Source organism: Candidatus Dormiibacterota bacterium, from assembly GCA_036495095.1.
Taxonomy (GTDB): domain Bacteria; phylum Chloroflexota; class Dormibacteria; order Aeolococcales; family Aeolococcaceae; genus CF-96.
Genome location: DASXNK010000148.1, coordinates 17,782 through 43,859, shown reverse-complemented (window position 1 = coordinate 43,859; position 26,078 = coordinate 17,782). Strand labels below are relative to the sequence as shown.

The window sequence follows — 26,078 nt, the reverse complement described above, 5'->3', positions numbered from 1 at the left end:
CCCTGCTCGAGCTGCGCGACGTCGACGTCCTCTACGGCCGGGTTCAGGCGCTGCGCGGGGTCACCCTCCACGTCGAGAAGGGCGAGGTGGTGGCGCTGATCGGCAGCAACGGCGCCGGCAAGACCACCACGCTGCGGGCGATCAGCGGCCTGGTGCGTCCGGCGCACGGCGAGATCCTGCTCGAGGGCCAGGAGATCCACCACCTCGGAGCCGAGCTGATCGCCCGCCGGGGGGTCGCCCATGCCCCCGAGGGGCGGCGGCTCTTCAGCCGGATGACGGTGCGCGAGAACCTGGAGATGGGGGCGTTCTCGCGGCGCGACGGCACCCAGCTGCGTGCCGACTACGACCGGGTGTACGAGCTGTTCCCGCGGCTGCGCGAGCGCAACGGCCAGCTCGCCGGCAGCCTCAGCGGCGGCGAGCAGCAGATGGTGGCGATCGGACGGGCGCTGATGGCGCGTCCCCGGGTGCTGCTCCTCGACGAACCCTCGCTGGGGCTGGCGCCGATCCTCGTGGACGTCATCTTCGACGTCATCCGCGACATCAACGCCGCCGGCACCACCATCCTGCTCATCGAGCAGAACGCCCTGCTCGCCCTCAACGTCGCCCGCCGCGCCTACGTGCTGGAGACCGGCAGCATCGCGCTGAGCGGCAGCGCCGCCGAGCTGCAGCAGTCCGAGGCGGTGCAGCGGGCCTACCTGGGGATGTGACCGGGGGCGGGCCGGCCGGCCGGCCACAGCCCCGGGTCCGGGCGGCGCGGGCGACCGGGATCGACGGCCATCCCGGTCTGCGGGGGCTGCCCCCGGCGCCCGCCTGGGTGCTGCTGGAGGCGGACGGCGCCGAGCCCGGGGCCCCCCTGGCGGCGCTGCTGCCCCGCCTTCTCGAGCACCTGGCGCCGGCGGCGACGGCCTGGGTGGCGTGGCTCGACGGCCCCGCCGACCAGGTGCGCTACCTCCTCGAGCTGGCCGCGGCCGAGGGGGTGGCCGTGACCGCAGGCGGCCATCCCCGCCGCGCCGGCCTGCGCCTGCCTCCGGGCCATCCCCTGGCAGCCGTCCTTCTCGGCGAGCGCAGCGCCGGCCGCTGCCTGGTGGGGCTTCTCGTCGAGCGCCCCGGACAGGCCGGGGGCGGCCCCGCCGCGGCGGTGGTCGGAGGCTGCGGGGGGCGCTGGGGGCTGGCCGCCGCCGCCGCCGGCCTCGAGCCGGCGCTGGCCGCCGCCGCCGCGGTGGGGGCCGCCGTCGGGCACGATCCGCTTCCCGTCCCCGGCGCCTCCGCACCGGTGCGTCGCCGGGCCGTCGCCGCCGCCGCCGCCGCCGCCGCGCTCGTGACCCTCGTCGCCGTGGTGGCCGTGGCCTGGCGCCATCCGGGCTCCTCGCCACCGCCGCCGCCCAGCCCGCTGATGAGCGGACCGGCGCCCGAGGCCCGGCAGCGGGCCGCGGCCGCCTTCGACATCACCCGGGGTGAGCTCGTCCTCTTCGGCGGCAGCGCCGAGAGCACCCCCGGCCTCGACCTCGGCGACACCTGGGCGCTGACGCCGGCGCGCTGGCGGCAGCTGCGACCGGCGGCATCACCCTCGCCGCGCTTCGGCGCGGTGATGGCCGGCGACCCGGCGCGGCGGACGGTGGTGCTCTACGGCGGCCAGCGCCGCGGCCCGGCGAGCCAGGGCCTCGACGACACCTGGACCTGGAACGGGGTCACCTGGACCCGGCAGGACCCGGCCGCCTCCCCACCGCCCGGCGCGCTCCCGCGCGGCCTGGAGTTCGACGTCCACACCGCGACCCTGGTGCTGGTGATCGAGCGCGACTCCCCGGCGGGGACCGGCTTCGAGACCTGGACGTGGGACGGCTCCTCGTGGGCCCCGCACCCCGGCGCCGCCACCCCGCCGCTGCGCTGGATGGCGAGCGCGCCCGACGCGGGGGTGCTCGCCGTCGGCGAGCCCGACCCCGGGAACCGGGGCACCACCTGGCGGTGGGACGGCGCCACCTGGCAGCGCCTCACCCCACCCGCCGGGGTGAGGGTGGAGCCGCTCAGCGCGGTGATGGCCTACGACCCCGGGACCAACCGCACCCTGCTCGTCGAGAGCGAGTTCCTCGACGTCGAGGGCCGGCCCGCGGGGGGGACGTGGACGTGGGACGGCCGGTCCTGGACCGAGCACCACTCTGCGCCGCCGGTGGTGGCCGCCTTCGGCGTCACCACCCCGCTCGCCGCCCTGGAGGGACGGCTGGTGCTGGTGGGGGGATCGCTGGGACGGGGCGCGTACCGGGAGGCCTGGGGTTGGGACGGCTCCGCCTGGCGGCGGAGCTGAGCTACATCGTCCGCAGGGCCAGGTAGCGCTTGACGTCCGGCAGAACCACGGCGGCGCCGAGCCCCGCCGTCACCAGGCCGACGGTCACGAGCAGCTTGACGAGCATGTACGTTCCTCCATGAATCCCCGCGGGGTCGAAAGTCTACAGCTTGGCTGTCAGCCTCGCCGCAGGGACCGTCTCCGGTCAGGCGACCATCGCCTTCGCGTACTCCTCGCGGAAGCGTCCGCGGGCGCGGAACAGCAGGGTCTCGATCGCCGAGCAGGACACCCCGAGGCGGTCGGCGATCGAGCGGTAGTCGAGACCCTCGATCTCGCGCAGCACCAGCACCTGCCGGTGGCGCGGATTGAGCCGGTCGAGAACCGAGACGACGAAGCGGGCGTCCTCGCGCTGCTCGACGTGCTGCTCGGTGTCGATCACCGAGACGGTGCCGGCGGCGGGCTTCACGTGGAGCATGTCGTCGATCGACTGCGCCGGCTGGCGGCGGAGGGCGCGGATGTGGTCGATGGCGAGGTTGGTGCCGATCCGCAGCACCCAGGCTCGGAACTTCAGGTCACCCTCGGTGCCGATGCGCTGGGCGGCGCGAAGGAACGTCTCCTGAGCGAGCTCCTCCGCGACCGCCTCGTTCCCACACAGGCGGGTCAGCCGGCGCACCACCAGCGGGCGGTGACGGCGATAGAGCTCCTCGAAGGCCCAGACGACACCACCTCGGAAGGCATCGACCAGGGCCTGATCGTCGAGTTCGGTGAGGGTGTCGGAGACCACTTTTTGACGCATCCTTCTCTTGGGGGGGCCGCAAGAAATCGTGCGTCCCACCCCATGAAGGCCCCGACGCCTCTCGGTAAAGATTTGTTCGCGACGCGTCGCAGGACGTCCCCGACGCCACGAACCCCACACTCGCCCGGCCGCGCTACCGGCCGGCGGCGGCCACTCCGAAGACCAGGCCGGCGAGCACGATGAAGAAGCCGTACTCGAGCAGGGGCGCGCGCCCCAGCCGTCCCGCGGAGGCGCCGCCGAGCAGGCCGCGCAGCCCGTACCAGAGCAGCAGCAGGGAGACGGCGGTGGCCGCCTGGCCGAAGAGGCCACCGGCGATCGCGGCGGTGACGGCGGTGATCACCCCCACCGCCAGCGCCGCCAGGGCGGTGCGCCGCCAGGGCACGCCGTCGGCGCGCACCGCGTCGTAGGCGGTGGCCGTGGTGCCGAGCAGGACGACGGCGCCGCGCACCCACCAGGAGAGCCCGGGGCTCGCGCCGGCGAGCACGGCGGGCACGCACACCAGCACCGCCGCGACCTCGCGCAGCTGGCGGGCCGCCGGGGTCACCAGGCCGGCGGCCCGCATCGCGGCGAGGTGGGGCGCGCCGGCGATCACCGCGGTGCCGATGAGCACCGCGAGCGCGTTGATGCGGAGGTCTCCGCTCCCCGCCAGAGAGACCCCGAGCGAGATCACCGCGGCCACCGGGAGGATGAAGGTGTCCGGCCCGGGGCGGGTCTCCTCGGGGCAGAGCACGAGGTCGTAGTGGATGATCGCCAGGGCGGTGAGCACCACCAGCGCGGCGTCGAGGCCGAGGCTGACCACCCAGCCGGTGGCCTGGGGCCGGACCAGCACCGCGGTGAGCGCCACCGCCGCTCCCACCACGCCGTGGAAGAGGGGCGCCGGCACCCGGGCGACGGTGACCGCACGGATCTCCCGGACGATCCCCAGCGCCCTCCGCGCCTCGTCGGCGTAGAAGGCGTGGCCGGTGCGGGCGGGCGACGCCGGCGGCTCGGCGGCGGCGGGCTCGGCCTCGACGGTCGCGGCGCCCGGCTCGGGCACCTCCACGGGGACGCCCGGCGCCGGTCCCCTGAGCTCCACGGAGGCCCGTGCGAAAGCGCCCGGACGCGGCAGCGGGCTCACGCCTCGCGGGTGCCCGCCCGGCCGTAGTCGTCGGAGAGCCGGACCACGTCGTCGATCTCGGGCGAGGAGACCTCGACGAGGTCGACGTCGGTGACGGCCACGAAGCGGTGGCGGCGCCCGGGACGGACCCGCGCGCTCATGCCCTCGCCCATGCGATGGGTGACGAGCTCGCCCTCGTCGTCCTCGAGGACGAGATCGAGGTCGCCGCGAAGCACGAGGATGGCCTCGTCCTTCTGCACGTGGTACTGCAGGCTCAGCTTCTGCCCGGCGTCGACGTGGATCACCTTGCCGAGGTAGCGGTCGGTGATCGCCCAGCGGAGCTCGTATCCCCAGGGCTTGTCGACCCGGCCGGCGCCGGACGCGCTCACCGGGCTCGCCCCGAGCCCGCTCACTGTGCCACCGCCTCGGCCGGCACCGGGATGCCGAGGAAGCGTTCGAGGGCCGCCAGCAGCTGCTGCACGCGCTCGGCGGTGGGCGCCTCGCTGTAGACGCGGATCAGCGGCTCGGTACCGCTGAAGCGCACCAGCGTCCAGGAGCCGTCGGCGAGGTAGAACTTGAAGCCGTCGTCGGAGCGGCTGCGCACCACCGCCTCGCCGGCCAGCTCGGTCGGGGGGTTCCCGGCCACCCGCTCGTACATCTCCTGCTTGCGCTCCTGGTAGCCGTCGCGCGCCATCGCGATGTCGTGGCGGGCGTAGGCGTGGGGACCCACCAGCTCCTCGAGGTGGGCCAGGATCCTGGAGAGCGGCATGCCGTAGTCGACCACCGCCATCGCCACCGTCAGCCCGGCGAGGATGCCGTCGCGCTCGGGCAGGTGCCCGCGGAAGCCGAAGCCCCCGGACTCCTCGCCGCCGATCAGCGCGTCGGTCTCGGTCATCCTCGGGCCGATGTACTTGAAGCCGACCTGCAGCTCGTGGACCGGCACCCCGAAGAGCTCGCCGAGCCGGTCGACCATGCCGGTGGTGGTCAGCGAGCGCACCAGGTCGCCGCGCATTCCCCGCTTCTCCAGCAGGTACATGGTCAGCAGCCCCATCACCTGGAGCTGGTTCACGAAGACCCCGCGCTCGTCGATGATGCCGACCCGGTCGGCGTCGCCGTCGTTGGCGATGCCCAGGTCGTAGCCGCCGCCGCGCATCCGGGCCATCGCCTCCGGCATCCACTGCTCGATCGGCTCGGGGTGCATGCCCCCGAAGCCCGGGTTGCGCTCGGCGTGGAGCTCGTCGACACGGGTGCGGCCCCCGGCGAGCAGCCGGGCGACGTAGCCGGCGCCGGCGCCGTACATCGCCTCGTGGAGGATGGTCAGGCCGGCGTCGCGCAGCCGCGCCAGGTCGATCATGCGGCCGATCTGCGCGGTGTACTCCGGAAGCGGGTCGAGGTACCGCACCGTGCCCGCGGCCAGCGCCTCGGCGAAGGGCATCGCGGTCACCCCCTCGGCCTGGGCGCGGGCGCTGAGCCGCTCGAGCTCGACGACCACCTCGGGCGAGGCCGAGCCGCCGTAGTCGGGCTTGTACTTGAGGCCGTTGAACTCCGGGGGGTTGTGGCTCGCGGTGACCACCACGCCGCCGGCGGCGCCGCGGCCGACCACCGTCCAGGACGAGACCTGGGTGGGGGCGGGGCCGTCGAGGAGCAGCACCGACCGGCCGTTGGCGGCGAGGACGCGCGCCACCTCCTGGGCGAAGAGCTCGGCGCAGTAGCGGGTGTCGTGCCCCACCACCACCGGGCGGGGGTCGCCGGCCAGGTACCAGGCGACCGCCTGCGCGACCGACCGGACGTTCTCGTAGGTGAAGTCGTCCGCGACCACGGCGCGCCAGCCGTCGGTACCGAAACGGATGGGCGTCGCGGTCACGGGCGGCATTGTACCCGTGGCCTCCGTCACGCCACCCGGCTGCGACGGTGCCGGGGCACCATCAGGGCAGGGCCCCCTGGGTGTGCATACTCGCCGGGTGCGAACCTGGCGTCACCTGCTCGCCCCGCTCGCCGGCGGCCTGCTGCTCGCCGCCTGCGGCGACCCGGCGGTGGTCGACCAGGCCACCACCCGGCCCCCCCTGGCCGCGCCCGGGGTGGTGGTGACCCAGACCGGCGACCCGGACATCGGCATCCCTCCCGGCGGGGTGAGCTTCCGCCTCGACGCCGCCCGGCTGCTCGTGGTCGACGTCCGGCTGCGCTCCAGCGCGGCCACCCCGCGGCTGGTGGTGGTGCGGGCCAGCCTCTTCGACTCCGGGGGCCGGCTGCTCGGCGATGCCAGCGGCTCCGCCGTCGACGTCCCGCCGGGCGCCGACACCACCGTCCAGCTGACCGGCCCCACCCCCACCGGGACCATCGCCGCGGTCACCCTGGAGGTCCACACCGTCGCCGCGCCCTCCGCCACGGCGAGCCCGGGCCCATGACCCGGGTGCTCGCGGGGGTCGACGTCGGCGGCACCAAGATCCAGGTGGTGGTCACCTCCCTCGACCTCGAGGTGCTGGGGCAGAGCCGCGGCCCCACCCCGCCCACCGGCGGACCGCCGGCCGTGGTCGAGACCCTCTGCACCCTGCTCGACCAGGCCCGGAAGGACGCCGGCGTGGACGGCCTCGCCGCCCTCGGAGTGGGGGCGCCGGGAACCATCGACAAGGACACCGGGGTGGTGGCGCGCAGCCCCAACCTGGCCGGCTGGATCGACCCCTACCCGCTCGGCGCCGAGCTGGAGCGGCGCACCGGCGCCCGGGTGAGCGTCGACAACGACGTCCACGCGGGGATGCTGGGCGAGCTCCGGCTCGGCGCCGCCCGGGGGCTCACCGACGTGCTCGGGGTGTGGTTCGGCACCGGGGTGGGCGGGGCGCTGGTGCTCGGCGGCGAGCTGCGCAGCGGCCCCCACGGCGCCAGCGGCGAGGTCGGCCACGTCTGCGTCCACCCCGGCGGGCGGCGCTGCGGCTGCGGCCGGCGCGGCTGCCTCGAGGCCTACGCGGGGCGGGCCTCGATGGAGCGCCGCGCCCGCAAGCTGGTGGCCGAGGGCCGGAGCACCGAGCTCTTCCGGATCATGGAGGGGCGCGGCATCGACCACCTCACCTCCGGGGTGTTCGCCCGGGCGCTCGCCGCCGGCGACGACCTCGCCCAGGACCTCATCGACGACGCCGTCGCCGCCGCCGGAGCGGGGATCGCGTCGGTCGTGAACGCGATCGACGTCGAGGCGGTGGTGATCGGCGGCGGCCTGGGCAGCCGGCTCGGCGAGCCCTTCGTCTCCCGCGTCGCCGCGGCGATGCAGCCCCACCTCTTCGTCACCGGGGCGGTGAGCGTCCGCGCCGCGGGGCTCGGAGACCTCGCCGGCGCCCTCGGTGCGGCCGTCGCCGCGGGCAGCCTGCTCGGCGAGAGCTAGAGGAGCTCGGTCCGCCCCTCGCCGCGGAGCAGGTCGACGATCTCCCGCACCGCCTGGGCCTGCTGCGCCGGCACCACCAGCACGGCGTCGCCGGTGTCGACCACGACCAGGTCGTCGACCCCGACCAGGGCCACGGTGCGGCCGCCCCGGGCCTCGACCAGGCACCCACGGGAGCCCACCACCAGAGCGTCGCCGGCGAGCACGTTCCCCGCCGCATCCCCCTCCCCCGCCAGCCGGCGGGCGTCGAGCAGGTCGCGCCAGGAGCCGAGGTCGGACCACGGGAACGCGGCGGCGACGACGCTGAGCCGGGCGCCGCGCTCGAGCACCAGGGGCTCGACCGCGGCCGCCGGGATGGCGCGGTAGCGCTCCGCCGCCGCCGCATCCCTCCCCGCCGCGCGCAGCGCCGCCACCTCGGCGAGGGCGGCGTCGACCTCGGGGGCGGCGGCGCGGAGCTCGCGCTGGAAGGCGGCCGCCGACCAGGCGAAGAGCCCCAGGTTCCAGAGGTGCCGGCCGCCCGCGATGAAGGCCTCGGCGGCGGCGAGCGACGGCTTCTCGGCGAAGCCCACCGCGACGCTCGCGGGCAGGGTGGGCGCGGCGCCGAGGCCGGGCGGCGGCGACACCGGCGGCCGCCAGCTCGACGCGGGGTGGATCTCGCCGACCTCGACGTAGCCGAAGCCGGTGGCGGCGAACTGGGGCACCAGGCCGACGGTGGCGAGGCCGTCGGTGGCCGCCGCCCAGCCCGCCGCCTCCCACACCGCCTCTCGGTAGGCGGCGTCGTCGCCGACGTGGTGGTCGGCATGGACCGAGCAGATCACCGCCTCGGGGTCGGCCGCGGCGACCTCGCGCACGGCGAGGCCGAGGGCGGGCCCGGTGCCCCGGGGGGCGGGCTCGGCCACCAGCGAGCGGCGGTCGAGCCCGGTTCCCTCCAGGTCCCTCAGGCAGGCGTCGGCCTGGTCGGCGACGGTGACGACGCGCACCTCGGCGCCGAGCGGCAGCAGCCGCTCGACGGTGGCGCGCAGCAGCGAGGTGCCCCCCGGGCCGAGGGGCAGCAGGTGCTTGGGGAGCGCCCCACGGCTCAGCGGCCACAGCCGGGACCCGCTCCCCCCGGCGAGGACGAGGACGTGGAGCACCAGGTCAGACCGCCGCCAGCACGCCGGTCACCAGGGGCTCGGTGCCCGCCGCCTCGGCGAGGTCGGCGGCGTGATCCGTCCGCTCCCAGGGGAGGTCGAGGTCGCTGCGACCGAAGTGGCCGAACGCGGCGACCTGCCGGTAGATGGGACGGCGGAGCTGGAGCTCGCTGATGATCCCGATCGGCGAGAGGTCGAAGTGCTCCTCGACGAGGGCGGCGATCTGGTCGACCGGCACCCGCTCGGTGCCGAAGGTCTCGATCCGCACGGAGACCGGCTTCACCACGCCGATCGCGTAGGCGAGCTGGATCTCGCACCTCGCGGCGAGCCCGGCGGCGACCACGTTCTTGGCGACGTGGCGGGCGCCATAGGCGGCGCTGCGGTCGACCTTTGTCGGATCCTTGCCGCTGAAGGCGCCGCCGCCGTGGCGAGCGTAGCCCCCGTAGGTGTCGACGATGATCTTGCGGCCGGTCAGCCCGGCGTCGCCCTGCGGGCCGCCGACGACGAAGCGCCCGGTGGGGTTGACGTAGCGCTTGGTGTCGCCGTCCAGCCAGGCCGCGGGGATCACCGGCGTGACCACATGCTCCTGGACGTCGGCGAAGATCTGCTCGTTGCTGACGTCCTCGGAGTGCTGCACGCTCACCAGCACGGTGTCGACCCGGCGCGGCCGGCCGGCGTCGTCGTACTGGACGGTCACCTGGGTCTTGCCGTCGGGCCGTGCCCAGCGCAGGGTCCCCGACCGGCGCACCTCGCTGAGCCGGCGGGCCAGCTGGTGGGCGAGCTGGATCGGGGCGGGCATCAGCTCGGGGGTCTCGTCGCAGGCGAACCCGAACATCATCCCCTGGTCGCCGGCGCCGCCGACATTCACCCCCTGAGCGATGTCCGGCGACTGCTCGTCGATGCAGACCAGCACCCCGCAGGTCTCGTAGTCGAAGCCGTACTTGGCGCGGGTGTAGCCGACCTCCCGGATGGTCTGGCGCACCACCCGGGCGATGTCGACGTAGCAGTCGGTGGTGATCTCGCCGAAGACCAGGGCGGTGCCGGTGGTCAGGGCCGTCTCGCAGGCGACACGTCCGAGCGGATCCTTGGAGAGGACGGCGTCGAGGACGGCGTCGGAGATCTGGTCGGCGATCTTGTCCGGGTGTCCCTCGGTGACCGACTCCGAGGTGAAGAGGTTGCGTCGCGGAGTGCGCATGGCAGGTGTCTCCCATCCCCCACCGGCGGCCACCGCGACGCCCTGTGCGCCGTTCGGCCCGCTCCTGTCCAGGGTTGTGTGACGATGCTAGCAGTCGTCCCCGGCAGGGTGTATTGTCTTTGTGTCTCAAAGCCCTGGCGCCGCTACGCGCCGATGGAGGATCTAGGCGCGTGTCGGTCGACCAAACCCTTCGCTGCCGCGAGTGCGGCATGGATTTCATCTGGACCGCCGGTGAGCAGGAGTTCTTCGCCTCTCGCGGGTTGGTCAACGCCCCCTCGCGGTGCTCCTCGTGCCGCGCCGCCCGCAAGGCCGCGGGAATGAACGGTGGTGGTGGCGCCGGCAATGGCTTCGGCGACGGCCCCCGCGGCGACCGCGCCCCCCGCGAGATGCACGAGGTGACCTGCGCGTCCTGTGGCGGCGTCGCCCGGGTGCCCTTCGTCCCGCGCGGCGACCGCCCCGTGTACTGCAGTGAATGCTTCCGGGCCGGAGTTCGATGAGCGGGGATCTCCCCGCGTCCTCTCTTTCCATCGGAACCAGGGTCAGCTTCCCGTACGGCGGCAGCCGCCGAACGGGGGTGATCTCGGACGTGTCGCTGATGCCCGACCCGGGCGGCAGCGGGGCCACCACGCTCGCCTACCTCGTCGACGTGGGCGCGCGGAAGGTCTTCGTCCAGGGTGACGGCATCGCCCCCGCGGGCGAGGGTCCGCTGGTCAACGACACCGAGGGCGGCCCTCCGCAGCGCCGCCGTGGCGGGGGCGCACGCCCCCGCCGCCGCCGCTAGCCCCTCGTCGGGCTCAGCTCCCGCCCGGGCCCGAGGCCCGGCGGGCCTGCTCGAGCAGCAGGCGCTCGCCCTCCTCCCGATCGTGGCGCCTCCGGCGCCGGTGCCACCACCAGGCGCCGGCGCCGAGGACCACCACCACGCCGAGGCCGATGTAGCCGGAGCGGGTGACCAGGGTGACGGCGCGATCGCCGACCAGCAGCACCGCGGCCATCACCGCGCCCACCCAGAGGGCGCCGCCGAGCAGGTTGGCGACGAAGAAGCGCGGCCAGGGCATCCCGTTCATGCCCGCCAGCGGGCCCGCGAAGATCCGCAACAGGGCGACGAAGCGGCCGAGGAAGACGGCGAGCACCCCCCAGCGCTGGAAGAAGGCCTGGGCCACGGCGATCCGCCGCTCGTCGTAGATGCGCCGCACCCCGGGCACGCGGGCGAGGCGCTGCCCCCAGCGCCGGCCCACGAGGTAGCCGATGTTGTCGCCGGCCACCGCTCCGAAGCAGGCGCAGGCGGCCACCAGCGCCGGGTCGAGGTTGCCCCGCGCCGCCAGCAGGGCGCCGGCGATCAGCACCGTCTCCCCGGGCACCGGCACCCCCATCGACTCGATGCCGACGCCGAGCAGGACGATCACGTAGGCGAGGACGCCGACGTGGTCGACGAGGGAGGTGAGGGCCTGGCCCACGGGGCTGCGCCGCGCCGGCCCGACCGGCTAGCTGCCCTGCGCCATCCGCTGGAGGCGGGCGATCCGCTCCTCGAGCGGCGGGTGGGTGGAGAAGAGGTTGGCGAAGGAGGGCCGCCGGCCGCCGAAGGGGTTGACGATGAAGAGCGGCGCCACCGCCGGCGCCACCTGCATGGGGATGCGGCGGGTCGCCGCCTCCAGCTTCTGCAGGGCGTTGGCCAGGGCCAGCGGGTCGTGGCAGAGCTGGGCGCCGCAGGTGTCGGCCTGGTACTCGCGGGCACGGCTGATCCCCAGCTGGATGATGGTCGCGGCGATCGGCGCCACGATGATCAGCAGCAGCACCGTCACCCAGGACTCCCCGCCCTCGCCGTCGCGGTTGCCGCCGAAGCCGCCGAAGATCAGCGCGAACTGGCCCATCTGGGCGATGAACGAGATCCCCATCGCGATCGTCGCCGCCAGCGAGGCGGTGAGGATGTCGCGGTTGCGGACGTGGCAGAGCTCGTGGCCGAGCACGCCGCGGAGCTCACGCTCGGTGACCAGGTTGAGGATGCCCTGGGTGCAGCAGACCGCCGCGTGCTGGGGATTGCGACCGGTCGCGAAGGCGTTGGGCGAGGGGTCGTCGCAGATGTACACCCGCGGCTTCGGCATCTTCGCCGCGGCGCAGAGCTCGTCGACGATGCGGTGCAGCGCCGGGAACTGCTGGGGGGTCACCTCCTGGCCGCGGACCGCGGCGATCGCCAGCTTGTCGCTGTTCCAGTAGGCGATGCCGTTCATCCCCAGGGCGAAGATGGCGGCGATGATCAGCCCGCTGCGATGCCCGATGGCACCGCCCACGAGCAGGAAGAGCCCGTCGAGGAGGGCGAGGAGGAAGGCGGTCTTGACGTTCTGCCACATGGTGCGGATGGGCTCCTGAGGGGTACCCGGACATGAGAGGGATCCGGGCGTGAGACTACCCCGTCACGCCGCAGATTACCCCTGCAGGATGACCTCCAGATAAACCGGCGGGCCGGAGGTCAGGTTGTGAGGGCGCCGAGGTGCTCGCCGGCCGCCTCGAGCGCGGCCGCCGGGTCGGCACCGAGGCTGTCCGCCGCCGCCCTCAGGGTCCGCTCGACCTCGGCGGCGCCGACGCTGCCGAGGTGCCCGACGCGGATGCCGCGGCCGGCGAAGGCCCCCAGGCAGCCGGCCACCACCACCCCCCGGGCGGCCATGCCGGCGCGGAGATCGGCCTCCCCCACCCCGTCGGGGACGGCGAGCACGCTGAGCGTCGGGGCCAGCGCCGCCGCCTCGGTGAGCGAGGTCAACCCCAGCGCCCCCATCCCGGCGCGCAGCCCCGCGGCCACCCGGCGGTGGCGCTCGAAGCGCGGCCCCAGCCCCTCGGCCTCGATGGCGTCGAGCGAGACCCCGAGGGCGCGGATGAGGCTGGTGGCGTGGGTGGAGAAGTAGCGGGTGGGCTCCTCCATCACCGGCTCCCAGCGGCGGAGGTCGGCGTAGTAGGCGGCGATCGAGCCGACCTCGGCGCGGCGCTCGCGGGCGCGGTCGGAGACGGCGGCGACGGTGAGGCCGGGGGGAAGGCCCAGGCCCTTCTGCGCCCCGGTGATGACCACGTCGACGCCCCAGGCGTCCATGGACTCCTCCACCGCTCCGGTGGCGCACACCCCGTCGAGCACCACCAGGGCGCCGCACTCCCGGGCGGCGGCGACCAGCCCGGCGACGTCGGTGAGCACCCCGGTGCTGGTGTCGACGTGGGTCACCGTGACCACGGCGGGCGCGGGGCCGGCGGCGCAGGCGCGGCGCAGCTCCTCGGGGTCGAGCCGCCGCCCCCACTCGGAGCGCAGCGGCACCACCTCCTGGCCGAGGGCGGTGCCGATCTCGACGAAGCGGTCGCCGAAGTAGCCCTCGCTGCACACCACCACCCGGTCGCCGGAGCGGGCGTGGTTGACCAGCGCCACCTCCATCGCCAGCGTCCCGGAGCCGGCGAAGACGTGGACCAGCGCCGCCTCCGAGCCCACCAGCCCGCGGATCCCCCGCTGGGCCCGCCGCACCGCGGCGGCGTTCTCGGCGGAGGTGTGACTGCGCACCGGCTCGGCCAGCGCCTCGAGGACGTCCGCCCGCACCGGGACGGGGCCGGGGATCATCAGCAGCGGCTCGGTCATGAGCGCCGATTCTCGCAGACACGGACGTCGTGGCCGACCGGTCACCGGGCCATCACCACCTCCCGGCCGGGAGGGTGCTGTCCGCACCGCCCCGCTGACGCGGCCCGGCATCGCCCCGGCCTACGCTGTGCGCCGGCGGCGAGACCCGGGTTCAGGGAGGAGTGGCGGTGCCCACAACCGAGGCGAGCGGCGCGAGCATCCACTGGGAGGAGCAGGGCGAGGGTGAGCCGCTGCTGCTGGTGATGGGCTTCGGCCTCAGCAGCGACGCCTGGGTGCCGATGCTGCCCCTGCTCGGCGGCTTCCGGGTGCTCCGCTTCGACAACCGCGGCACCGGCGGCTCCGGGCCGAGCGGAGAGGGCTACACCGTCGAGACCATGGCCGCCGACGCCGCCGCGGTGCTCGACGCCGCCGGGGTCGAGCGGGCCCACGTCCACGGGGTCTCGATGGGCGGGATGATCGCGCTCAGCCTCGCCCTCGACCATCCCGACCGGGTGGGCTCACTGCTGCTCGGTTGCACCAGCGCCTCGCCACTGCACCTCGCCGCCGGCGGCCAGGTTGTCGAGCTCGCCCAGGCCACCGCGCAGATGAGCTCCGACCCCGGGGCCGCCCTCGACCGCCTGCTGCCGCTGCTCTTCAGCGATGGCTTCCTCGCCGAGAACCCCTCGGTGCGCGATCTCGGCCAGCTGCTCACCGCCTCGGGAGCGCGACCCGAGGAGGCGCTGGCGACGATGCGGGCGATCGGCGACCTCGCCACCGGTCGCGCCTTCGACGTCTCCGCCCGCCTCGGCGAGATCGCCATGCCCACCCTGGTGCAGCACGGCACCGCCGACCGCCTCATCCCCGTGGAGGAGGGCCGGCTGGTGGCCGCGGGCATCCCCGGCGCCGAGTACCAGGAGCTCGAGGGCGCCGGCCACGCCTTTGCGATGGAGCGCCCGCTGGAGGCCTTCGGCCGGATGCTCGGCTTCCTCGGCGCCCACCCCCTCGGAGCCGGCTGAGGGCGGGGGGAGCCGCGTGCTCCCCCCGCCGTCGATCCATCCGTCCGTCGCTGGTGTGGGTCAGAAGGCCGCGGTCCCCGCGGGGCTGCCGAGCCCGGTGGGGCCGTCGTAGCCGGCGGCGGGGCCGCAGGCGGCGCCGAACAGGCACAGCAGGGTGTTGCTGCTGCCCTGGGTGATGTCGTTGAGCGCCCCGGCGTTGGCATAGGCGTGGCCGGCGCCGACCAGTGACCGGACGTTGCCGGCCACCGCGTAGATCGCGGCGATGATCGGCGCCGCGGCGCTGGTGCCGCCGGCGACCGACCAGCCCGCCGACCGGTAGCTGTTGTAGACGGCGACGCCGGTGTGCGGGTCGGCGACCGCGGCGACGTCGGCGACGCTGCGCCGCGAGCAGGTCGAGTCGTGCTGCCAGGCCGGCTTGGGCTCGTAGGCGCTGCAGCCGCTGCCGCTGCCGCTCCAGGCGCTCTCGGTCCAGCCCCGGGCGCCGCCGCCCTGGGTCAGGCTGGTGCCCCCCACCGCGGTGACCAGCGGCGAGGACGCCGGGTACATCGCGCCGTAGCCGTTGTCGCCCGAGGCCGCCACCAGGGCGACGCCGGGGTGGGTGAAGTACTGGAGGTCCCAGCCGACCTGGTCCGAGGTCTCCGAGGAGCCGAAGCTGTTGCTCACCGCCCCCGCGCCGGAGCCGGCGGCGATGTTCTCGGCGGCGCCCAGCGCGGTCATGTCGGCGCTGTCGGCCTCGACGAGGAGGATGCGGCAGTCGGGGCAGGCCGCCGACACCATCTCGAGGTCGAGGCTGATCTCCTGCGCCCAGCCCGCGTCCGGGGCGGGGAGGTGCTGGCCGCCGCGCTGGTCGACCTTGCGGAAGCAGCCGCTGGCGATGGTGCAGGCCGGGATCCCGAAGGCGGCCCGGTAGACGTTCATGTCGGCCTCGGCGCTGGGATCGTCGAAGGCGTCGACGATGGCCACGAAGCGGCCCCGGGCCCCGGACGCGCCGGGCAGGTTGTACGCGGAGCGCAGCTCGGCCGGGCTCAGCCCCCCGGCGGGACCGGCGCCGGGCGCCGCGGCGCGCCGCGCCGGCGAGTGCAGGAACAGCCCCAGGCAGCGGGCCGTGCCCGCCGGGGCCGGGCCGCAGGCCGGGGACGCCGCTCGCGCCGCCACCGGCTCGATCGCCGGCGCCACGCCCTGCATCCCCATCAGGGCCACTCCCATCGACACCATCACGCCGGCAATGCGGCGGACCCCCCGTCTCGTCACCCGTATCCCTCCAAGCTTCACTCCCGACCCGGTGGCGGGGCTGGGGCAGCCGCAACGTGGGGCGCCTCTTCCAAAAACGTCAAACCCCGCAAAAGCCAGCGCTTTAAATGAAAGAGAGGGGCGGGGCGCATTGCCCCACCCCCCTCGCTCCGGGGTCCCCCTCTCTCGAGGCCCCCTTTCACCCGTCTACAGGCAGCCGACCACCGGAAGGCAGACGTTCGCCGAGACGGGAAGCGACTTGGTCAGGTTGCCGGTCAGGCCGGAGACCGACGGGACCGACACGGGAAGCGCGTGGGTGACCGAGCCCAGCAGGCCGTTGACGGTGCCGGTCACGGTGTTGAGGGTGCCCGTGACCGTGCTGGTCAGGCCGCCCACCGAGGGGATCATGGGAAGCGCCGGCAGGGTCACCTGCGGCACCGCCGGGACGTTGAGGTTGATCGAGGCCTGGGAGCCGCCGGCGCTGGTCTGCGCGGAGGCCGAGCCGCCGGTGACGCCGCCCAGGGTCGAGGTCACGGTGCCGACCACGCCGGGGAGGGTGCCGGTGGGATCGAGGCCGGCGACGGTGCCGAGCACGCCGGTCACAGCGCCGGTCGGGTTGCCGGCGAGGCCGGTCACGGCGTTCAGCGGGTTGCCGCCGAGGCCGTTGAGAAGGCCGCCCACCAGGCCGGTGGGATCGAGGCCGGCGACGGTGCCGAGGAGGCCGCTGGCGATCCCCAGCGAGCCGCCACCACCGGTGACGCCACCGAGGAGGCCGGTCGGGTCGAGGCCCGTGACGGTGCCGAGCGTGCTGCTGATGACGCCGGTCGGGTTGCTGCCCACGAGGGAGAGGATGCTGGTCGGCGCGCCGAGGATGCCGGTCACGCTGCCCAGCGGGCCGCCGGAGATGAGGCTCATCAGGCTCATCGGATCGCTGATGGCGCCGGTCACGGTGCCCATCACGCCGGAGAGCGCGGTGTTGCCGATCAGGCCCTGGAGCACCGAAGCGCCGGGGATGGTGCCGAGCAGCGCGTTGGGATCGGGAAGCATCGACAGCACGCCGCCGAGGCTGCCGGCGCCGCCGGTCAGGCCCTGGACGGGAGCCAGGATCGAGCTGACGCTGACCAGGTTCAGCAGGCCCATCGGGTTGCTGACCATGCCGGTCACGAAGCCGGTGGGATCGTTGAGAACGCTGCTGGGATCCGGCAGGCCGGGAATCGCCACGGGCAGCGGCGGCAGCGGCAGGCCGAGGGACTGTGCGAGCGACTGCGCGGAGCCGAAGAGCGACGCGGTGTCGACAGCGGGGGCGGAGATCGCCGGCAGGCTGGCGACGTCGAGCTGCATCGACACCGGGCCCGAGGCCGAGGCCGACATCGCCGTCTCGGCGAATGCGTGCGTCCCGCCGATGGCAAACGCCGCGGTGGCGCCGGCAAGGGCCGCCGACCCGACCACAAGGCTGATCCGTCTCTTCATGGATCTGTTCCCCACGTGGGCTGCACCCCACGCTGTTGTCCGGAGAGAGGCTCCGGCCGAACAGGGAGACGACGGCAGGTGTGGTTCCCTTGTGGTGCGCGGTGCGTTTGTGACATGTGGTCACAGGTGTCGCGATCCGGTCACAGACGTCACGACCCGCGTCCCCGGTGCTAGGCGGGGGGCGGCTCCCAGCGCCAGGGCTCACCGCCGTGCCGCGCCAGCCGTCCCGCGGCCAGCAGCAGCATCAGGTGGGCCAGGGTCTCACCGTTGGCGGCGCGGCGCATGAACGGCGGGATGTCCGACCACGGCCGCGACCACGGAAGCGCGACGGTGAGGTTCCAGCAGGTGATCCCCGGGGTGGCGGCCACCATCGCCTCGATGGCGCTCAGCCGCTCGGCGTGGTGGGCGAGCAGGTCGTCGACACGCGAGGCGAGGTTCCGGAAGCGGTACTCGTGCGCGGGCAGCACCTCGTCGACGTCGAGGCCGCGCACCTTCTGCAGCGCGTCGAGGAACTCGGCGAGCGGGTTGGGACGCTGCTGGGCGTGCACCGAGATGTTGGGGCTGATCCGGGGCAGCACGTGGTCGCCGGCGAGCAGCAGCCGCTGAGCGGCGTCGTAGAAGCAGAGGTGCCCGGGCGAGTGCCCGGGGGTCCACACCGCGCGCAGCTCGCGCCCGCCCAGCTGCACCACGTCGCCGTCGTCGAGGAGACGGTCGGGCTGGGTCACCTCCACGAACTGCCGGATCGACATCGAGGCGGAGCTCAGCTCGTCGAGCTCGAGCTGGGGCACGCCGCACGAGCGCATGAGCTCCGCCATCCGGTCGAGCAGCGCGTCGACCTCCTCGTAGCGCTCCGGCAGCACCGCGGCGTCGGCGGGGTGCAGCGCCACCCAGGCGCCGGACGCCTCGCGGATCCGCCCGGCGAGCCCGTAGTGGTCGGGGTGGATGTGGGTGACCAGCACCGCCTTCACCTGCTCGATGGTGGCGCCGAGGGTCTGGAGGCCGGCGCCGAGCGTGGCCCACGCCTCCTCGGTGTTCCAGCCGGCGTCGACCAGGGCGATCCCGTCGTCGCACTCCAGCGCGTAGACGAGGACGTAGCGCAGCGGGTTCTTCGGCAGTGGCACCGGGATCGACCACAGGCGGGGACGCACCTCCTCGACCGGCGGCATCACCCCGTCGCGCCAGGCCTGCAGCTGCGCCGCTCCGGTGACCTCGATCACACCGGGAAGACGCCGTGGTGGCGGGGCACCTGGGTGCGCCGGCGCGACGCGTAGGCGGCGAGGCGCGCGGCCAGCTCCTCGCGCAGCAGCGGCGCCGGCACCACCGCGTCGACCACCAGCTCGCCGGCGAGCTTGAAGATGTCGATGTCGTCGCGGTACTCGTCCTGGAGCCGCTGCACGTAGGCGGCCCGGTCCTCCTCCGGGAGCTCCTGGATCTTGTTGTAGTAGACGGCGTTGACCGCCGCCTCCGGCCCCATCACCGCGATCTGCGCGGAGGGCAGGGCGATGGTGCAGTCGGGCTCGAAGGCGGGGCCGCACATCGCGTAGAGCCCCGCCCCGTAGGACTTGCGCAACACCACGCACACCTTGGGCACGCTGGCGACGGCGAGGGCGGCGATCATCTTGGCGCCGTGGCGGATGATGCCCTGGCGCTCGACCGACGAGCCGATCATGAACCCGGGCACGTCGGCGAGCCAGACCAGGGGGATGTTGAACGCGTCGCAGAGGGTGACGAAGCGCGCCCCCTTGTCCGCGGAGTCGACGAACAGCACCCCGCCCTTGAAGCGCGGCTGCGAGGCGACGACGCCCACCGTGCGGCCGTCGATGCGCGCGAAACCGGTGATCAGCTCGCGGGCGAAGAGCCGCTTCACCTCGAGGAGCGAGCCCTCGTCGACCAGCGCGCGGATCACCTCCAGGGCGTCGTAGCCGCGCGCCGCCTCCAGCGGGATCACCTCCTCGATCGGCCTCGCGGTCGCCAGCGGCGGGCGTGGCGGCGCCGGCGACGGGGTCTCGCGCCAGTTGGCCGGCATGTACGCGAGGTACTCGCGCGCGATCCGCAGGGCCGCGTCCTCGTCCTTGACGAGGATGTCGCCGCAGCCGCTCACCGAGCAGTGCATCCGGGCGCCGCCCATCTCCTCGAGGGTGACCCTCTCCCCCACCACGACCTCGGCCATGCGCGGCGACCCGAGGTACATCGAGGCGTTGCCCTCGACCATGATCACCGCGTCGCAGAAGGCGGGGATGTAGGCGCCACCGGCCGCGCTGGGGCCGAAGAGCACGCAGAGCTGGGGCACCTGTCCGCTGAGCCGCACCTCGTTCTGGAAGATCCGCCCGGCGTGCCGCCGCCCGGGGAACATCGCCACCTGGTCGGTGATCCGCGCCCCGGCGCTGTCGACCAGGTACACGAGCGGGATCTGCAGCCGCTCGGCGGTCTCCTGGATGCGCACGATCTTCTCAACGGTGCGCGCCCCCCACGAGCCCGCCTTCACCGAGGAGTCGTTGGCCATCACCGCGCAGTGGCGGCCGTGGAGGACGCCGATGCCGGTGACGACGCCGTCGGCGGGGAGGTCGGGGGCCTCGCAGTTGGCGAGCAGCCCGTCCTCGACGAGGGCGGTCTCGGGGTCGAAGAGACGGGCGATGCGCTCGCGCACCGGGAGCTTGCCCTGCTCGGCGAGCTTCTGGCGGGCGCGCTCTGAGCCACCGGCGCGGGCCCGGGCGAGGCGCCGCTCCACGTCGGCGGCGGTGTGGGCGCCGTGGGGCACGCGCACGGGGGGATCGCCGGCGGCGGGGGGCACGGGGTGCGCAGGCGCCTCAGCCATCGGCGACCCCACCGGCGGCGGCCGCCACCCGCTCGGGATGCCAGACGCCGGCGCGGTGCAGCTTCCCCGGCAGGGTCACGCCCAGGTCCTCACCGAGACGCTCGGCCACGGCGCAGTAGGCGTCGAGATCGACACCGCTCTCGGCCCCGGCCGCGTGCAGCGCGAGCAGCGCGTCCTCGCTGCAGACGTTGCCGGTGGCCCGGGGCGCGAAGGGGCAGCCGCCCAGACCGCCCACCGAGCCCTCGAACCGCCGCACCCCCGCCGCGTACGCGGCGAGGACGTTGGCGACCCCCTGGCCCCGGGTGTCGTGGACGTGGAGTGAGAGCCGCTCCGGCGGCACCACCGCGGCCACCGCGGCGCAGAGCGCGCTCACCCGCGCCGGCTCGGCGACGCCGATGGTGTCGGCGATGCCCACCTCGGCGGCGCCGCGGGCGGCGATCTCGGCGCAGAGCTCGACCACCCGCCGGGGCTCGACCTCACCCTCGAACGGACAGCCCCAGCACACCGACAGGGCGACGTCGACGACGCAGCCGGACGCCGCCGCCGCCGCGGTGATCGCGGCGATGTCGTCCAGCGACTCGGCGACGCTGCGGTTGATGTTGCGCCGGTTGAAGGAGTCGGTGGCCCCGATCGTGACCAGCACGTTTCTCGCGCCGGCGTCGGCGGCCATCTCGAATCCCCGGAGGTTGGGGATCAGCACCCGGATCCGTCCGGGCGCCTCGTCGCCGAGGGCGGCGAGCACGGCGGCGGCGTCGGCGAGCTGCGGCACCCAGCGCGGGCTCACGAACGAGGTGGCCTCGACCCGCGACGCCCCGGCCTCGAGCAGGCCGCGCACCAGGCGCACCTTCACCTCGGTGGGGACCGTGCCGGACAGGTTCTGGAGGCCGTCGCGCGGCCCCACGTCGGTCCAGAGGATGGAGCGGTTCATCTCGTTCGTCATCGGGAGGGTGGGCACGGCTGAGCCCGCATCGGGGCGCGATCACCGTACCAGAGCGGCCGCCGGGGTCGGCTTGGCCGCCGTCGCCAAACTCCGCCCCCTCTCCCTTCCTACAATGACGCCCGTGGCGCCGAGCATCCCCACGCTGCGCATGGAGCGGACGCTGTGGCAGTCGGGGGCCCGGCGGGTGGTCGGCGTCGACGAGTGCGGCATGGGCAGCCTCTGCTCGGCGGTGGTCGCCGCCGCCTGCCTGCTGCCCCCCAACTGCCGGCGCATCGCCGGGGTGCGCGACTCCAAGACGCTGTCGGCGCGGCAGCGCGAGCGGCTGGCGGCGGAGATCAGGCGGCGCACCGTGGTCGCGGTGGGCGCGGCGTCGGTGGCGGAGATCGACCGCATCAACATCTACCACGCCAGCCATCTGGCGATGCGCCGGGCGCTGCGGCGCATCGGCGCCTACGACCACGTGCTCGTCGACGGGCGCCGCATCGCCGGCTTCGACGACGTCGGACCGCACACCGCGGTGGTGGACGGCGACGCCCTCTCCTACGCGATCGCGTGCGCGTCGGTGGTCGCCAAGGTCACCCGCGACCGCCTGCTCGCCCGCCTGGCGGTGCGCCACCCCGGCTACGGGTGGGAGCGCAACGCCGGCTACAGCACCCGCGAGCACCTCGAGGCGCTGCGCACCCTGGGGGTCACCCCCCACCATCGCCGCAGCTTCGCGCCGTCCCGCTCCGGCGGCGCCGAGCAGGGCGTGCTCGACCTCGACGGGATCGCGGTGAGCAGGCTGCCGGCGCTCGCCGGCGGAGCCTGACCTACCCGGCCTCGGACGGCTGCATGGTGGCGCCGCAGGCGCTGCAGAAGCGCGCCCCGGGCGCGGCCGGGACGCCGCAGCCGGGACAGGCGGCCTGGAGCGGGACGGACGGGGGCGGCGCGGTCTCGTAGCGGCGCAGCAAAGGCGGGCGGATGCCGCGGGCGAGGAGGAGCAGCGAGAGGTAGCCCCCCGCCGCCCCGCCGACCACCCCCCAGAGCAGCAGGGCGCCGAGGGTGTACTGCATCCCCGGGCCGAAGAGGAAGTTGCCGCCGGCCACGCCGCCGGGGATGCCTCCGAGCCCGCTGAGCGAGAGGGTGCCGCCGCCGTCGAGGAGCACGACCACCAGGAAGCCGATCACCGCGAGCGCCAGGCCGCCGAGGGCGCCGTCGAGCAGCGCCATCTCGACCGACGCCGAGCCGCGGCGGCGGGCGGCGACGTAGCCTGTGAGCAGGGTGACGGCGATCGGCAGCGCCACCACCGCCCAGAGCCAGGCGTCGTGGTCGCCGGCGAGCAGCCCGTAGTCGGTGGTGCTCAGCGGCGTGCCCACGGTGACGGTGGGGATGATCAGCGAGTAGGCGAGCACCCAGGCGGCGAGGGTGGGCAGCGCGAGCACCAGGTACCCGACCGCGGCGACGGTGCCGGTCGGTGACGAGGGCAGCGGCCGGGTGGTGACATCGAGGACGGCGGTGCGGAGCACGGTGCCGGCCTCGCCGAGGTGGGTGGCGGCGGCCACCACCCCGAGCAGCGCCCCGAGCGCGAGCGCCGCCGCGGTGCCCACCATCCCGGCCTCGAGGATCCCCGCCCATCCCCCCAGGCGCCCGGCGGCGAGGGCCAGCGGCCCCCGCGGGACGGCGCTGCCGAAGAGCCGCCGGAACATCCCCGCGATCGAGCCGGTGAAGCCGAGGAGGAGCCCCCAGAGCAGCAGCAGGCCGTTGTCGGCGCCGACGGTCAGGCGATCGCCGCGGGCGGCGATGAAGAGGGCGAGGACGAGCATCCCCGCGGTGTAGGTGACCGCGATCACCGCGGCGCGGAGCACCACGTCGCGCATCCGCCGGGGCGGCACCAGGCGCACGCTGACGGCGCCCGCGACCGCCAGCACCACCGCGCTGAGCAGCATCCCGAGGCCGAGCGGGAGCCGCACCACCAGCCCGCCCTCGCCGGCGGTGAACGACACCCCGACGCCCTGGACCGACCACAGCATCGCGTTCCAGTCGGTGAGCACCCCGTTGGTCGAGCCCGCCTGGAGGCAGCCGCCCTGGAGGCTGCCGGAGAGCGCCCCGGTCGAGCATCCCTGGCTGCCGTGGGCGGCCCGGACCAGCCCCCCGACGGCGAGCCCGAACAGCGCCACCCCCGCCACCCCGCCGAGGCCGGACACGACCCCGGCGCTCACCGGGCTGCGCCGGGCGAGCCGGCGGAAGGCGCCGACCAGGCTGATGTCGGGCCGGGCCGGGCCGGTGGGCGCCGCCGGCGGGGGCGGATCGGCGGCCGGAGGGAGCTCCCCGCCGGTGCCGGCGTAGCGGTCGAAGTGCTGGGTCGCCACCTCGCCCGCCGAGGCCACCAGCCCGGCCCCGGGGGGCGGCGGGGACGGCTGCGGGACGGGGTCCGGTGGAGGAGGGGGCGGCGGGGACACGGCGGCGGCGGGCACGGTCGCGGCGGGGACCGGGATCGGCTCGAGCTCGGGCTCGGGCTCGGGCTCGTCGTCGGGCTCGGGCTCGTCGGCCACCGGGGGAAGCTCCGCGCCGCAGCCGACGCAGAACCGGGCCTCGCCACTGAGCACCCGCCCGCAGCCCGGGCACGGCCGCTTCGCCTTCACGCGCGCCATTGTGGCGAGGGGACGAGGGGACGAGGGGACGGGCGACGCAGCCCGCGCCGGAGGCTGTCCCGGCGGTCAGTACATGAAGATCGCGGCGACGTACCACCAGCCGGAGCTGCTCTGCACCCAGCCGACCCCGACGGCGCGGTACTGGGGGTCCAGGAGGATGGGCCGGTGCTCGGCGCTCTGCAGCCAGAGCTGGTTGATCACCGCGGGGTCGGGGGCCTGGGCGTAGGCGCCGAGCACCTCGCCGAGCCCCTGCCAGCTCACCCCCTGGGAGTTGACGTCGTCGACGTAGCCGGTGTGGGTCATCTGCCCCTGGGCGGCGATCTGGGCGGCGTGCTCGAGCGCGGCGCGGGTCAGGGCCGCGTCGGGACGCAGGTCGCTGAGCCCGCTGGTGCTGCGCGCCTGGTTGAGCGCGGACAGGGTCTGCGCCGAGGGCCCGTCCAGCCGGGCGGTCACCGGCGGCGGCGGCGGGGCGGTCGGGATCGGCACCGGTACCGGGGCCCGCGGCGGAGGCTGCGGCGACCGGGTCGCGCTGCCGGGCCCGAGCGCCGCCGGGGGCTGCCGGCGCGGCGCCGGGGCGGGGGCGGCGGGTGACGGCGCGACCGTGGGCGGCGGCCCGGCCGGCGGGGACGCCACCGGCGGCGCGGTGGGCGGCGCCGGGGACGGCGCGACCGGCTGCGGGACCCACGTGGGGATCGCGACGCCGGTCGGCAGCGGCACCGCGTCGGCGCCGAAGGGGGGCGGCAGCTGGGCGAGCACCAGGGCGGCGGCGAGGCGCTGGTCGCCGACGGTGGTGGCCCCGCTCAGCTGCAGGGGGGAGCGGTCGGGCTCCCAGGTGGCGAGCCGGGAAGCGGGGCCCGCGGCCGCCAGGGCGATCGCCGATACGACCCCGGCTGCCACCCCGAGCTCGGCCGCGAGGCGAAGTCCCCCCCACCCGAGACGTCCTTCCGTTGTCCTCCCGGCTCGCACGTCCTTGCATACGTGCGGCCGACCCCCTTCCTTGCGGGCCCCTCAACCCCCGGGGGGGAGAGGGCCGGCGATCAGGAGGGGGTCAGTGGCATCCGCAGGACGTGCCGCAGCCGCCCCCGCTCGGCCGTGGGGCCGGTCGCGGTCCCGGGACCGACGCCGCCGCGCCGGCGTGCAGCGCCACCTGGCTGATCAGCGGCATGGTGGTGCGGCCCTCGCAGCTCGGGCACACCGCGGCCAGCTGGCGGTCGGCCATCGGACGCAGCAGCTCGAAGGTCGAGAGGCAGGACTGGCAGCGGTATTCGTAGAGCGGCACGGGGCGATCCTCGGTGGGGACGGTGGGCAGGCTCAGTGTAGTGCCCGGCGCCGGCGGCGGCGGCGGCGCACCAACCCCTATCCTCCCCTCAGCCTGCGGACCGCCGCGGCCGTGCCGCCCCTGCCTCCACCTGGGAACACCCGTCATGAAGACCATCGAGATCAACGGCGTCACCGAGCAGATCATCGAGCGCAGCGACTACCCCGTCGAGCGGCAGCGCGCCATCCTCGGTGACGAGGTCACCGCGGTGCTCGGATACGGGCCGCAGGGCCGGGGGCAGAGCCTCAACCTCCGCGACCAGGGCTTCAACGTCCTGATCGGGGTGCGCCCCGGCCGCAGCATGGACCGCGCCCTCGAGGACGGCTGGGAGGAGGGCGAGAACCTGCTCAGCATCGAGGACGCCGCCGAGCAGGGCTCGATCGTCCAGTACCTGCTCAGCGACGCCGCGCAGATCGCGATGTGGCCGGAGATCAGCAGGCGGCTGAAGCCGGGCGACTGCCTCTACTTCTCCCACGGCTTCGGCATCGTCTTCCACGAGGACACCGGCATCGTGCCCTCGGAGAGCGTCGACGTGGTGATGGTGGCCCCCAAGGGCAGCGGTCTGACGGTGCGCAACCACTTCCTCGAGGGGCGGGGCATCAACGCCTCCTTCGCGGTGTGGCGCGACGCCACCGGGCGCGCCCGCGAGCGCGCCCTCGCCACCGCATTCGGGATCGGCAGCGGCCACGCCTTCGAGACCACCTTCGAGCACGAGGTCTACAGCGACCTCACCGGCGAGCGCTCGGTGCTGATGGGCCTGATCCAGGGCGCCTTCAAGGCCCAGTACGACGTGCTGCGCTCCCACGGCCACTCCCCCAGCGAGGCCTACAACGAGACCGTGGAGGAGGCGCTCCAGAGCCTCTACCCGCTGATCGGCGAGAAGGGCATGGACTGGATGTACGCCAACTGCTCGACCACAGCGCAGCGGGGCGCGCTCGACTGGGCGCCGCGCTTCGAGGCGGCGGTGAAGCCGCTCATCGAGGAGTGCTACCAGAGCGTGGTGCGGGGCGACGAGGCGCGCATCGTCATCGGGGCGAACAGCGACGAGGGCTACCGCGACCGGCTCAACGCGGAGCTGAGCACGATGGCCTCCCAGGAGCTGTGGGAGGCGGGGCGGGTGCTCCGCGACTTCCGTCCCGAGCGGGTGGCCACGGCGGGCGACGGCGGGAGCTGAGCTCAGGAGGGTCCCGATCTCCTCCGATCGGGCTTGACGG

The 26,078-nt window shown here is 74.9% G+C and carries 26 protein-coding genes; 9 read left to right on the top strand and 17 right to left on the bottom strand.

The window, feature by feature from the left end; translation table 11 throughout:
• The first annotated feature begins 2 nt into the window (after positions 1–2).
• Both VGL20_15395 and VGL20_15390 read left to right on the top strand, forming a co-directional pair.
• A complete protein-coding gene (locus VGL20_15395; GenBank protein HEY2705067.1) occupies positions 3–707 on the top strand; it encodes an ABC transporter ATP-binding protein in 705 nt (234 codons plus the stop codon).
• Positions 704–2,299, top strand: coding sequence for a hypothetical protein (locus tag VGL20_15390; GenBank protein HEY2705066.1), 1,596 nt, complete (start codon positions 704–706; stop codon positions 2,297–2,299). The genes VGL20_15395 and VGL20_15390 overlap by 4 nt, the downstream gene beginning before the upstream one ends.
• Positions 2,300–2,483: 184 nt before the next feature.
• Here VGL20_15390 and VGL20_15385 read toward each other — a convergent pair whose 3' ends face one another.
• The 4 genes from VGL20_15385 to VGL20_15370 form a co-directional block, all read right to left on the bottom strand.
• Positions 2,484–3,062 carry an RNA polymerase sigma factor gene (locus VGL20_15385; protein ID HEY2705065.1) on the bottom strand — a complete coding sequence of 193 codons (579 nt, stop codon included), beginning with the start codon at positions 3,060–3,062 and terminating at the stop codon, positions 2,484–2,486.
• A 145-nt stretch (positions 3,063–3,207) separates the two neighbouring features.
• The gene (locus tag VGL20_15380) at positions 3,208–4,110 is read right to left on the bottom strand and encodes a hypothetical protein (GenBank protein HEY2705064.1); all 903 of its coding nucleotides are present in this window, start codon (positions 4,108–4,110) and stop codon (positions 3,208–3,210) included.
• Positions 4,111–4,187: 77 nt separating this feature from the next.
• Complete coding sequence (locus tag VGL20_15375) at positions 4,188–4,583, bottom strand: cupin domain-containing protein (GenBank protein HEY2705063.1); 396 nt, start codon at positions 4,581–4,583, stop codon at positions 4,188–4,190.
• The gene (locus VGL20_15370; GenBank protein HEY2705062.1) at positions 4,580–6,034 is read right to left on the bottom strand and encodes a phosphoglucomutase/phosphomannomutase family protein; all 1,455 of its coding nucleotides are present in this window, start codon (positions 6,032–6,034) and stop codon (positions 4,580–4,582) included. Before VGL20_15370 ends, VGL20_15375 begins: the two co-directional genes overlap by 4 nt.
• Positions 6,035–6,131: 97 nt before the next feature.
• Here VGL20_15370 and VGL20_15365 point away from each other — a divergent pair, with 97 nt between their 5' ends.
• Complete coding sequence (locus VGL20_15365; protein HEY2705061.1) at positions 6,132–6,575, top strand: hypothetical protein; 444 nt, start codon at positions 6,132–6,134, stop codon at positions 6,573–6,575.
• On the top strand, positions 6,572–7,540 hold the full coding sequence (locus tag VGL20_15360) for an ROK family protein (GenBank protein ID HEY2705060.1): 969 nt from the start codon (positions 6,572–6,574) through the stop codon (positions 7,538–7,540). The genes VGL20_15365 and VGL20_15360 overlap by 4 nt, the downstream gene beginning before the upstream one ends.
• Here the strand turns inward: VGL20_15360 and VGL20_15355 are convergent.
• Positions 7,537–8,670, bottom strand: coding sequence for a sugar phosphate nucleotidyltransferase (locus VGL20_15355; protein ID HEY2705059.1), 1,134 nt, complete (start codon positions 8,668–8,670; stop codon positions 7,537–7,539). The genes VGL20_15360 and VGL20_15355 overlap by 4 nt on opposite strands.
• A gap of 4 nt (positions 8,671–8,674) precedes the next feature.
• On the bottom strand, positions 8,675–9,862 hold the full coding sequence (gene metK / locus VGL20_15350) for a methionine adenosyltransferase (GenBank protein ID HEY2705058.1): 1,188 nt from the start codon (positions 9,860–9,862) through the stop codon (positions 8,675–8,677).
• 170 nt (positions 9,863–10,032) lie between these two features.
• Here metK and VGL20_15345 point away from each other — a divergent pair, with 170 nt between their 5' ends.
• Positions 10,033–10,359 (top strand): zinc-ribbon domain containing protein, encoded by a 327-nt coding sequence (locus VGL20_15345; protein ID HEY2705057.1) that lies wholly within the window; start codon positions 10,033–10,035, stop codon positions 10,357–10,359.
• A gap of 89 nt (positions 10,360–10,448) precedes the next feature.
• Positions 10,449–10,643 (top strand): hypothetical protein, encoded by a 195-nt coding sequence (locus tag VGL20_15340; GenBank protein ID HEY2705056.1) that lies wholly within the window; start codon positions 10,449–10,451, stop codon positions 10,641–10,643.
• A 13-nt stretch (positions 10,644–10,656) separates the two neighbouring features.
• Here VGL20_15340 and VGL20_15335 read toward each other — a convergent pair whose 3' ends face one another.
• From VGL20_15335 to VGL20_15325, 3 genes are all read right to left on the bottom strand, one after another.
• Positions 10,657–11,316: a DedA family protein gene (locus tag VGL20_15335; GenBank protein ID HEY2705055.1), complete on the bottom strand. Its 660-nt coding sequence runs from the start codon at positions 11,314–11,316 to the stop codon at positions 10,657–10,659.
• Between the two features lie 27 nt (positions 11,317–11,343).
• Positions 11,344–12,207 (bottom strand): zinc metalloprotease HtpX, encoded by an 864-nt coding sequence (locus VGL20_15330; protein ID HEY2705054.1) that lies wholly within the window; start codon positions 12,205–12,207, stop codon positions 11,344–11,346.
• A 119-nt stretch (positions 12,208–12,326) separates the two neighbouring features.
• Positions 12,327–13,466, bottom strand: a complete 1,140-nt coding sequence (locus VGL20_15325; GenBank protein HEY2705053.1) for an alanine--glyoxylate aminotransferase family protein — start codon at positions 13,464–13,466, stop codon at positions 12,327–12,329.
• A gap of 167 nt (positions 13,467–13,633) precedes the next feature.
• Between VGL20_15325 and VGL20_15320 the strand changes: the two genes are divergently transcribed.
• Complete coding sequence (locus VGL20_15320) at positions 13,634–14,461, top strand: alpha/beta fold hydrolase (protein ID HEY2705052.1); 828 nt, start codon at positions 13,634–13,636, stop codon at positions 14,459–14,461.
• A 60-nt stretch (positions 14,462–14,521) separates the two neighbouring features.
• Here VGL20_15320 and VGL20_15315 read toward each other — a convergent pair whose 3' ends face one another.
• The 5 genes from VGL20_15315 to VGL20_15295 form a co-directional block, all read right to left on the bottom strand.
• Positions 14,522–15,667, bottom strand: a complete 1,146-nt coding sequence (locus tag VGL20_15315; protein ID HEY2705051.1) for a peptidase S8 — start codon at positions 15,665–15,667, stop codon at positions 14,522–14,524.
• A gap of 231 nt (positions 15,668–15,898) precedes the next feature.
• On the bottom strand, positions 15,899–17,161 hold the full coding sequence (locus VGL20_15310; protein ID HEY2705050.1) for a hypothetical protein: 1,263 nt from the start codon (positions 17,159–17,161) through the stop codon (positions 15,899–15,901).
• A gap of 170 nt (positions 17,162–17,331) precedes the next feature.
• Positions 17,332–18,378 (bottom strand): MBL fold metallo-hydrolase, encoded by a 1,047-nt coding sequence (locus tag VGL20_15305; protein HEY2705049.1) that lies wholly within the window; start codon positions 18,376–18,378, stop codon positions 17,332–17,334.
• Entirely contained in the window at positions 18,375–19,976 is a 1,602-nt protein-coding gene (locus tag VGL20_15300; protein ID HEY2705048.1) for an acyl-CoA carboxylase subunit beta, read from the bottom strand. Before VGL20_15300 ends, VGL20_15305 begins: the two co-directional genes overlap by 4 nt.
• The gene (locus tag VGL20_15295; GenBank protein ID HEY2705047.1) at positions 19,969–20,904 is read right to left on the bottom strand and encodes a hydroxymethylglutaryl-CoA lyase; all 936 of its coding nucleotides are present in this window, start codon (positions 20,902–20,904) and stop codon (positions 19,969–19,971) included. Before VGL20_15295 ends, VGL20_15300 begins: the two co-directional genes overlap by 8 nt.
• Positions 20,905–21,037: 133 nt before the next feature.
• Here VGL20_15295 and VGL20_15290 point away from each other — a divergent pair, with 133 nt between their 5' ends.
• On the top strand, positions 21,038–21,724 hold the full coding sequence (locus VGL20_15290) for a ribonuclease HII (protein HEY2705046.1): 687 nt from the start codon (positions 21,038–21,040) through the stop codon (positions 21,722–21,724).
• Position 21,725: 1 nt separating this feature from the next.
• On the opposite strand, the gene VGL20_15285 is transcribed toward VGL20_15290, so the two are convergent.
• The 3 genes from VGL20_15285 to VGL20_15275 form a co-directional block, all read right to left on the bottom strand.
• Positions 21,726–23,537, bottom strand: coding sequence for a zinc ribbon domain-containing protein (locus tag VGL20_15285; protein HEY2705045.1), 1,812 nt, complete (start codon positions 23,535–23,537; stop codon positions 21,726–21,728).
• Positions 23,538–23,612: 75 nt separating this feature from the next.
• On the bottom strand, positions 23,613–24,443 hold the full coding sequence (locus VGL20_15280) for a CAP domain-containing protein (protein ID HEY2705044.1): 831 nt from the start codon (positions 24,441–24,443) through the stop codon (positions 23,613–23,615).
• 151 nt (positions 24,444–24,594) lie between these two features.
• Positions 24,595–24,825, bottom strand: coding sequence for a zinc ribbon domain-containing protein (locus VGL20_15275; protein ID HEY2705043.1), 231 nt, complete (start codon positions 24,823–24,825; stop codon positions 24,595–24,597).
• Between the two features lie 145 nt (positions 24,826–24,970).
• Here VGL20_15275 and ilvC point away from each other — a divergent pair, with 145 nt between their 5' ends.
• On the top strand, positions 24,971–26,038 hold the full coding sequence (ilvC, locus tag VGL20_15270; GenBank protein ID HEY2705042.1) for a ketol-acid reductoisomerase: 1,068 nt from the start codon (positions 24,971–24,973) through the stop codon (positions 26,036–26,038).
• The last annotated feature ends 40 nt before the right edge of the window (positions 26,039–26,078 follow it).

Coding starts and splice junctions, on each gene's coding strand:
- VGL20_15325 (HEY2705053.1), bottom strand. CDS start 13,466: ATGACCGAGCCGCTGCTGATGATCCCCGGCCCCGTCCCGGTGCGGGCG.
- VGL20_15300 (HEY2705048.1), bottom strand. CDS start 19,976: ATGGCTGAGGCGCCTGCGCACCCCGTGCCCCCCGCCGCCGGCGATCCC.
- VGL20_15315 (HEY2705051.1), bottom strand. CDS start 15,667: ATGGGAGTGGCCCTGATGGGGATGCAGGGCGTGGCGCCGGCGATCGAG.
- VGL20_15330 (HEY2705054.1), bottom strand. CDS start 12,207: ATGTGGCAGAACGTCAAGACCGCCTTCCTCCTCGCCCTCCTCGACGGG.
- VGL20_15360 (HEY2705060.1), top strand. CDS start 6,572: ATGACCCGGGTGCTCGCGGGGGTCGACGTCGGCGGCACCAAGATCCAG.
- VGL20_15310 (HEY2705050.1), bottom strand. CDS start 17,161: ATGAAGAGACGGATCAGCCTTGTGGTCGGGTCGGCGGCCCTTGCCGGC.
- ilvC (HEY2705042.1), top strand. CDS start 24,971: ATGAAGACCATCGAGATCAACGGCGTCACCGAGCAGATCATCGAGCGC.
- metK (HEY2705058.1), bottom strand. CDS start 9,862: ATGCGCACTCCGCGACGCAACCTCTTCACCTCGGAGTCGGTCACCGAG.
- VGL20_15295 (HEY2705047.1), bottom strand. CDS start 20,904: ATGAACCGCTCCATCCTCTGGACCGACGTGGGGCCGCGCGACGGCCTC.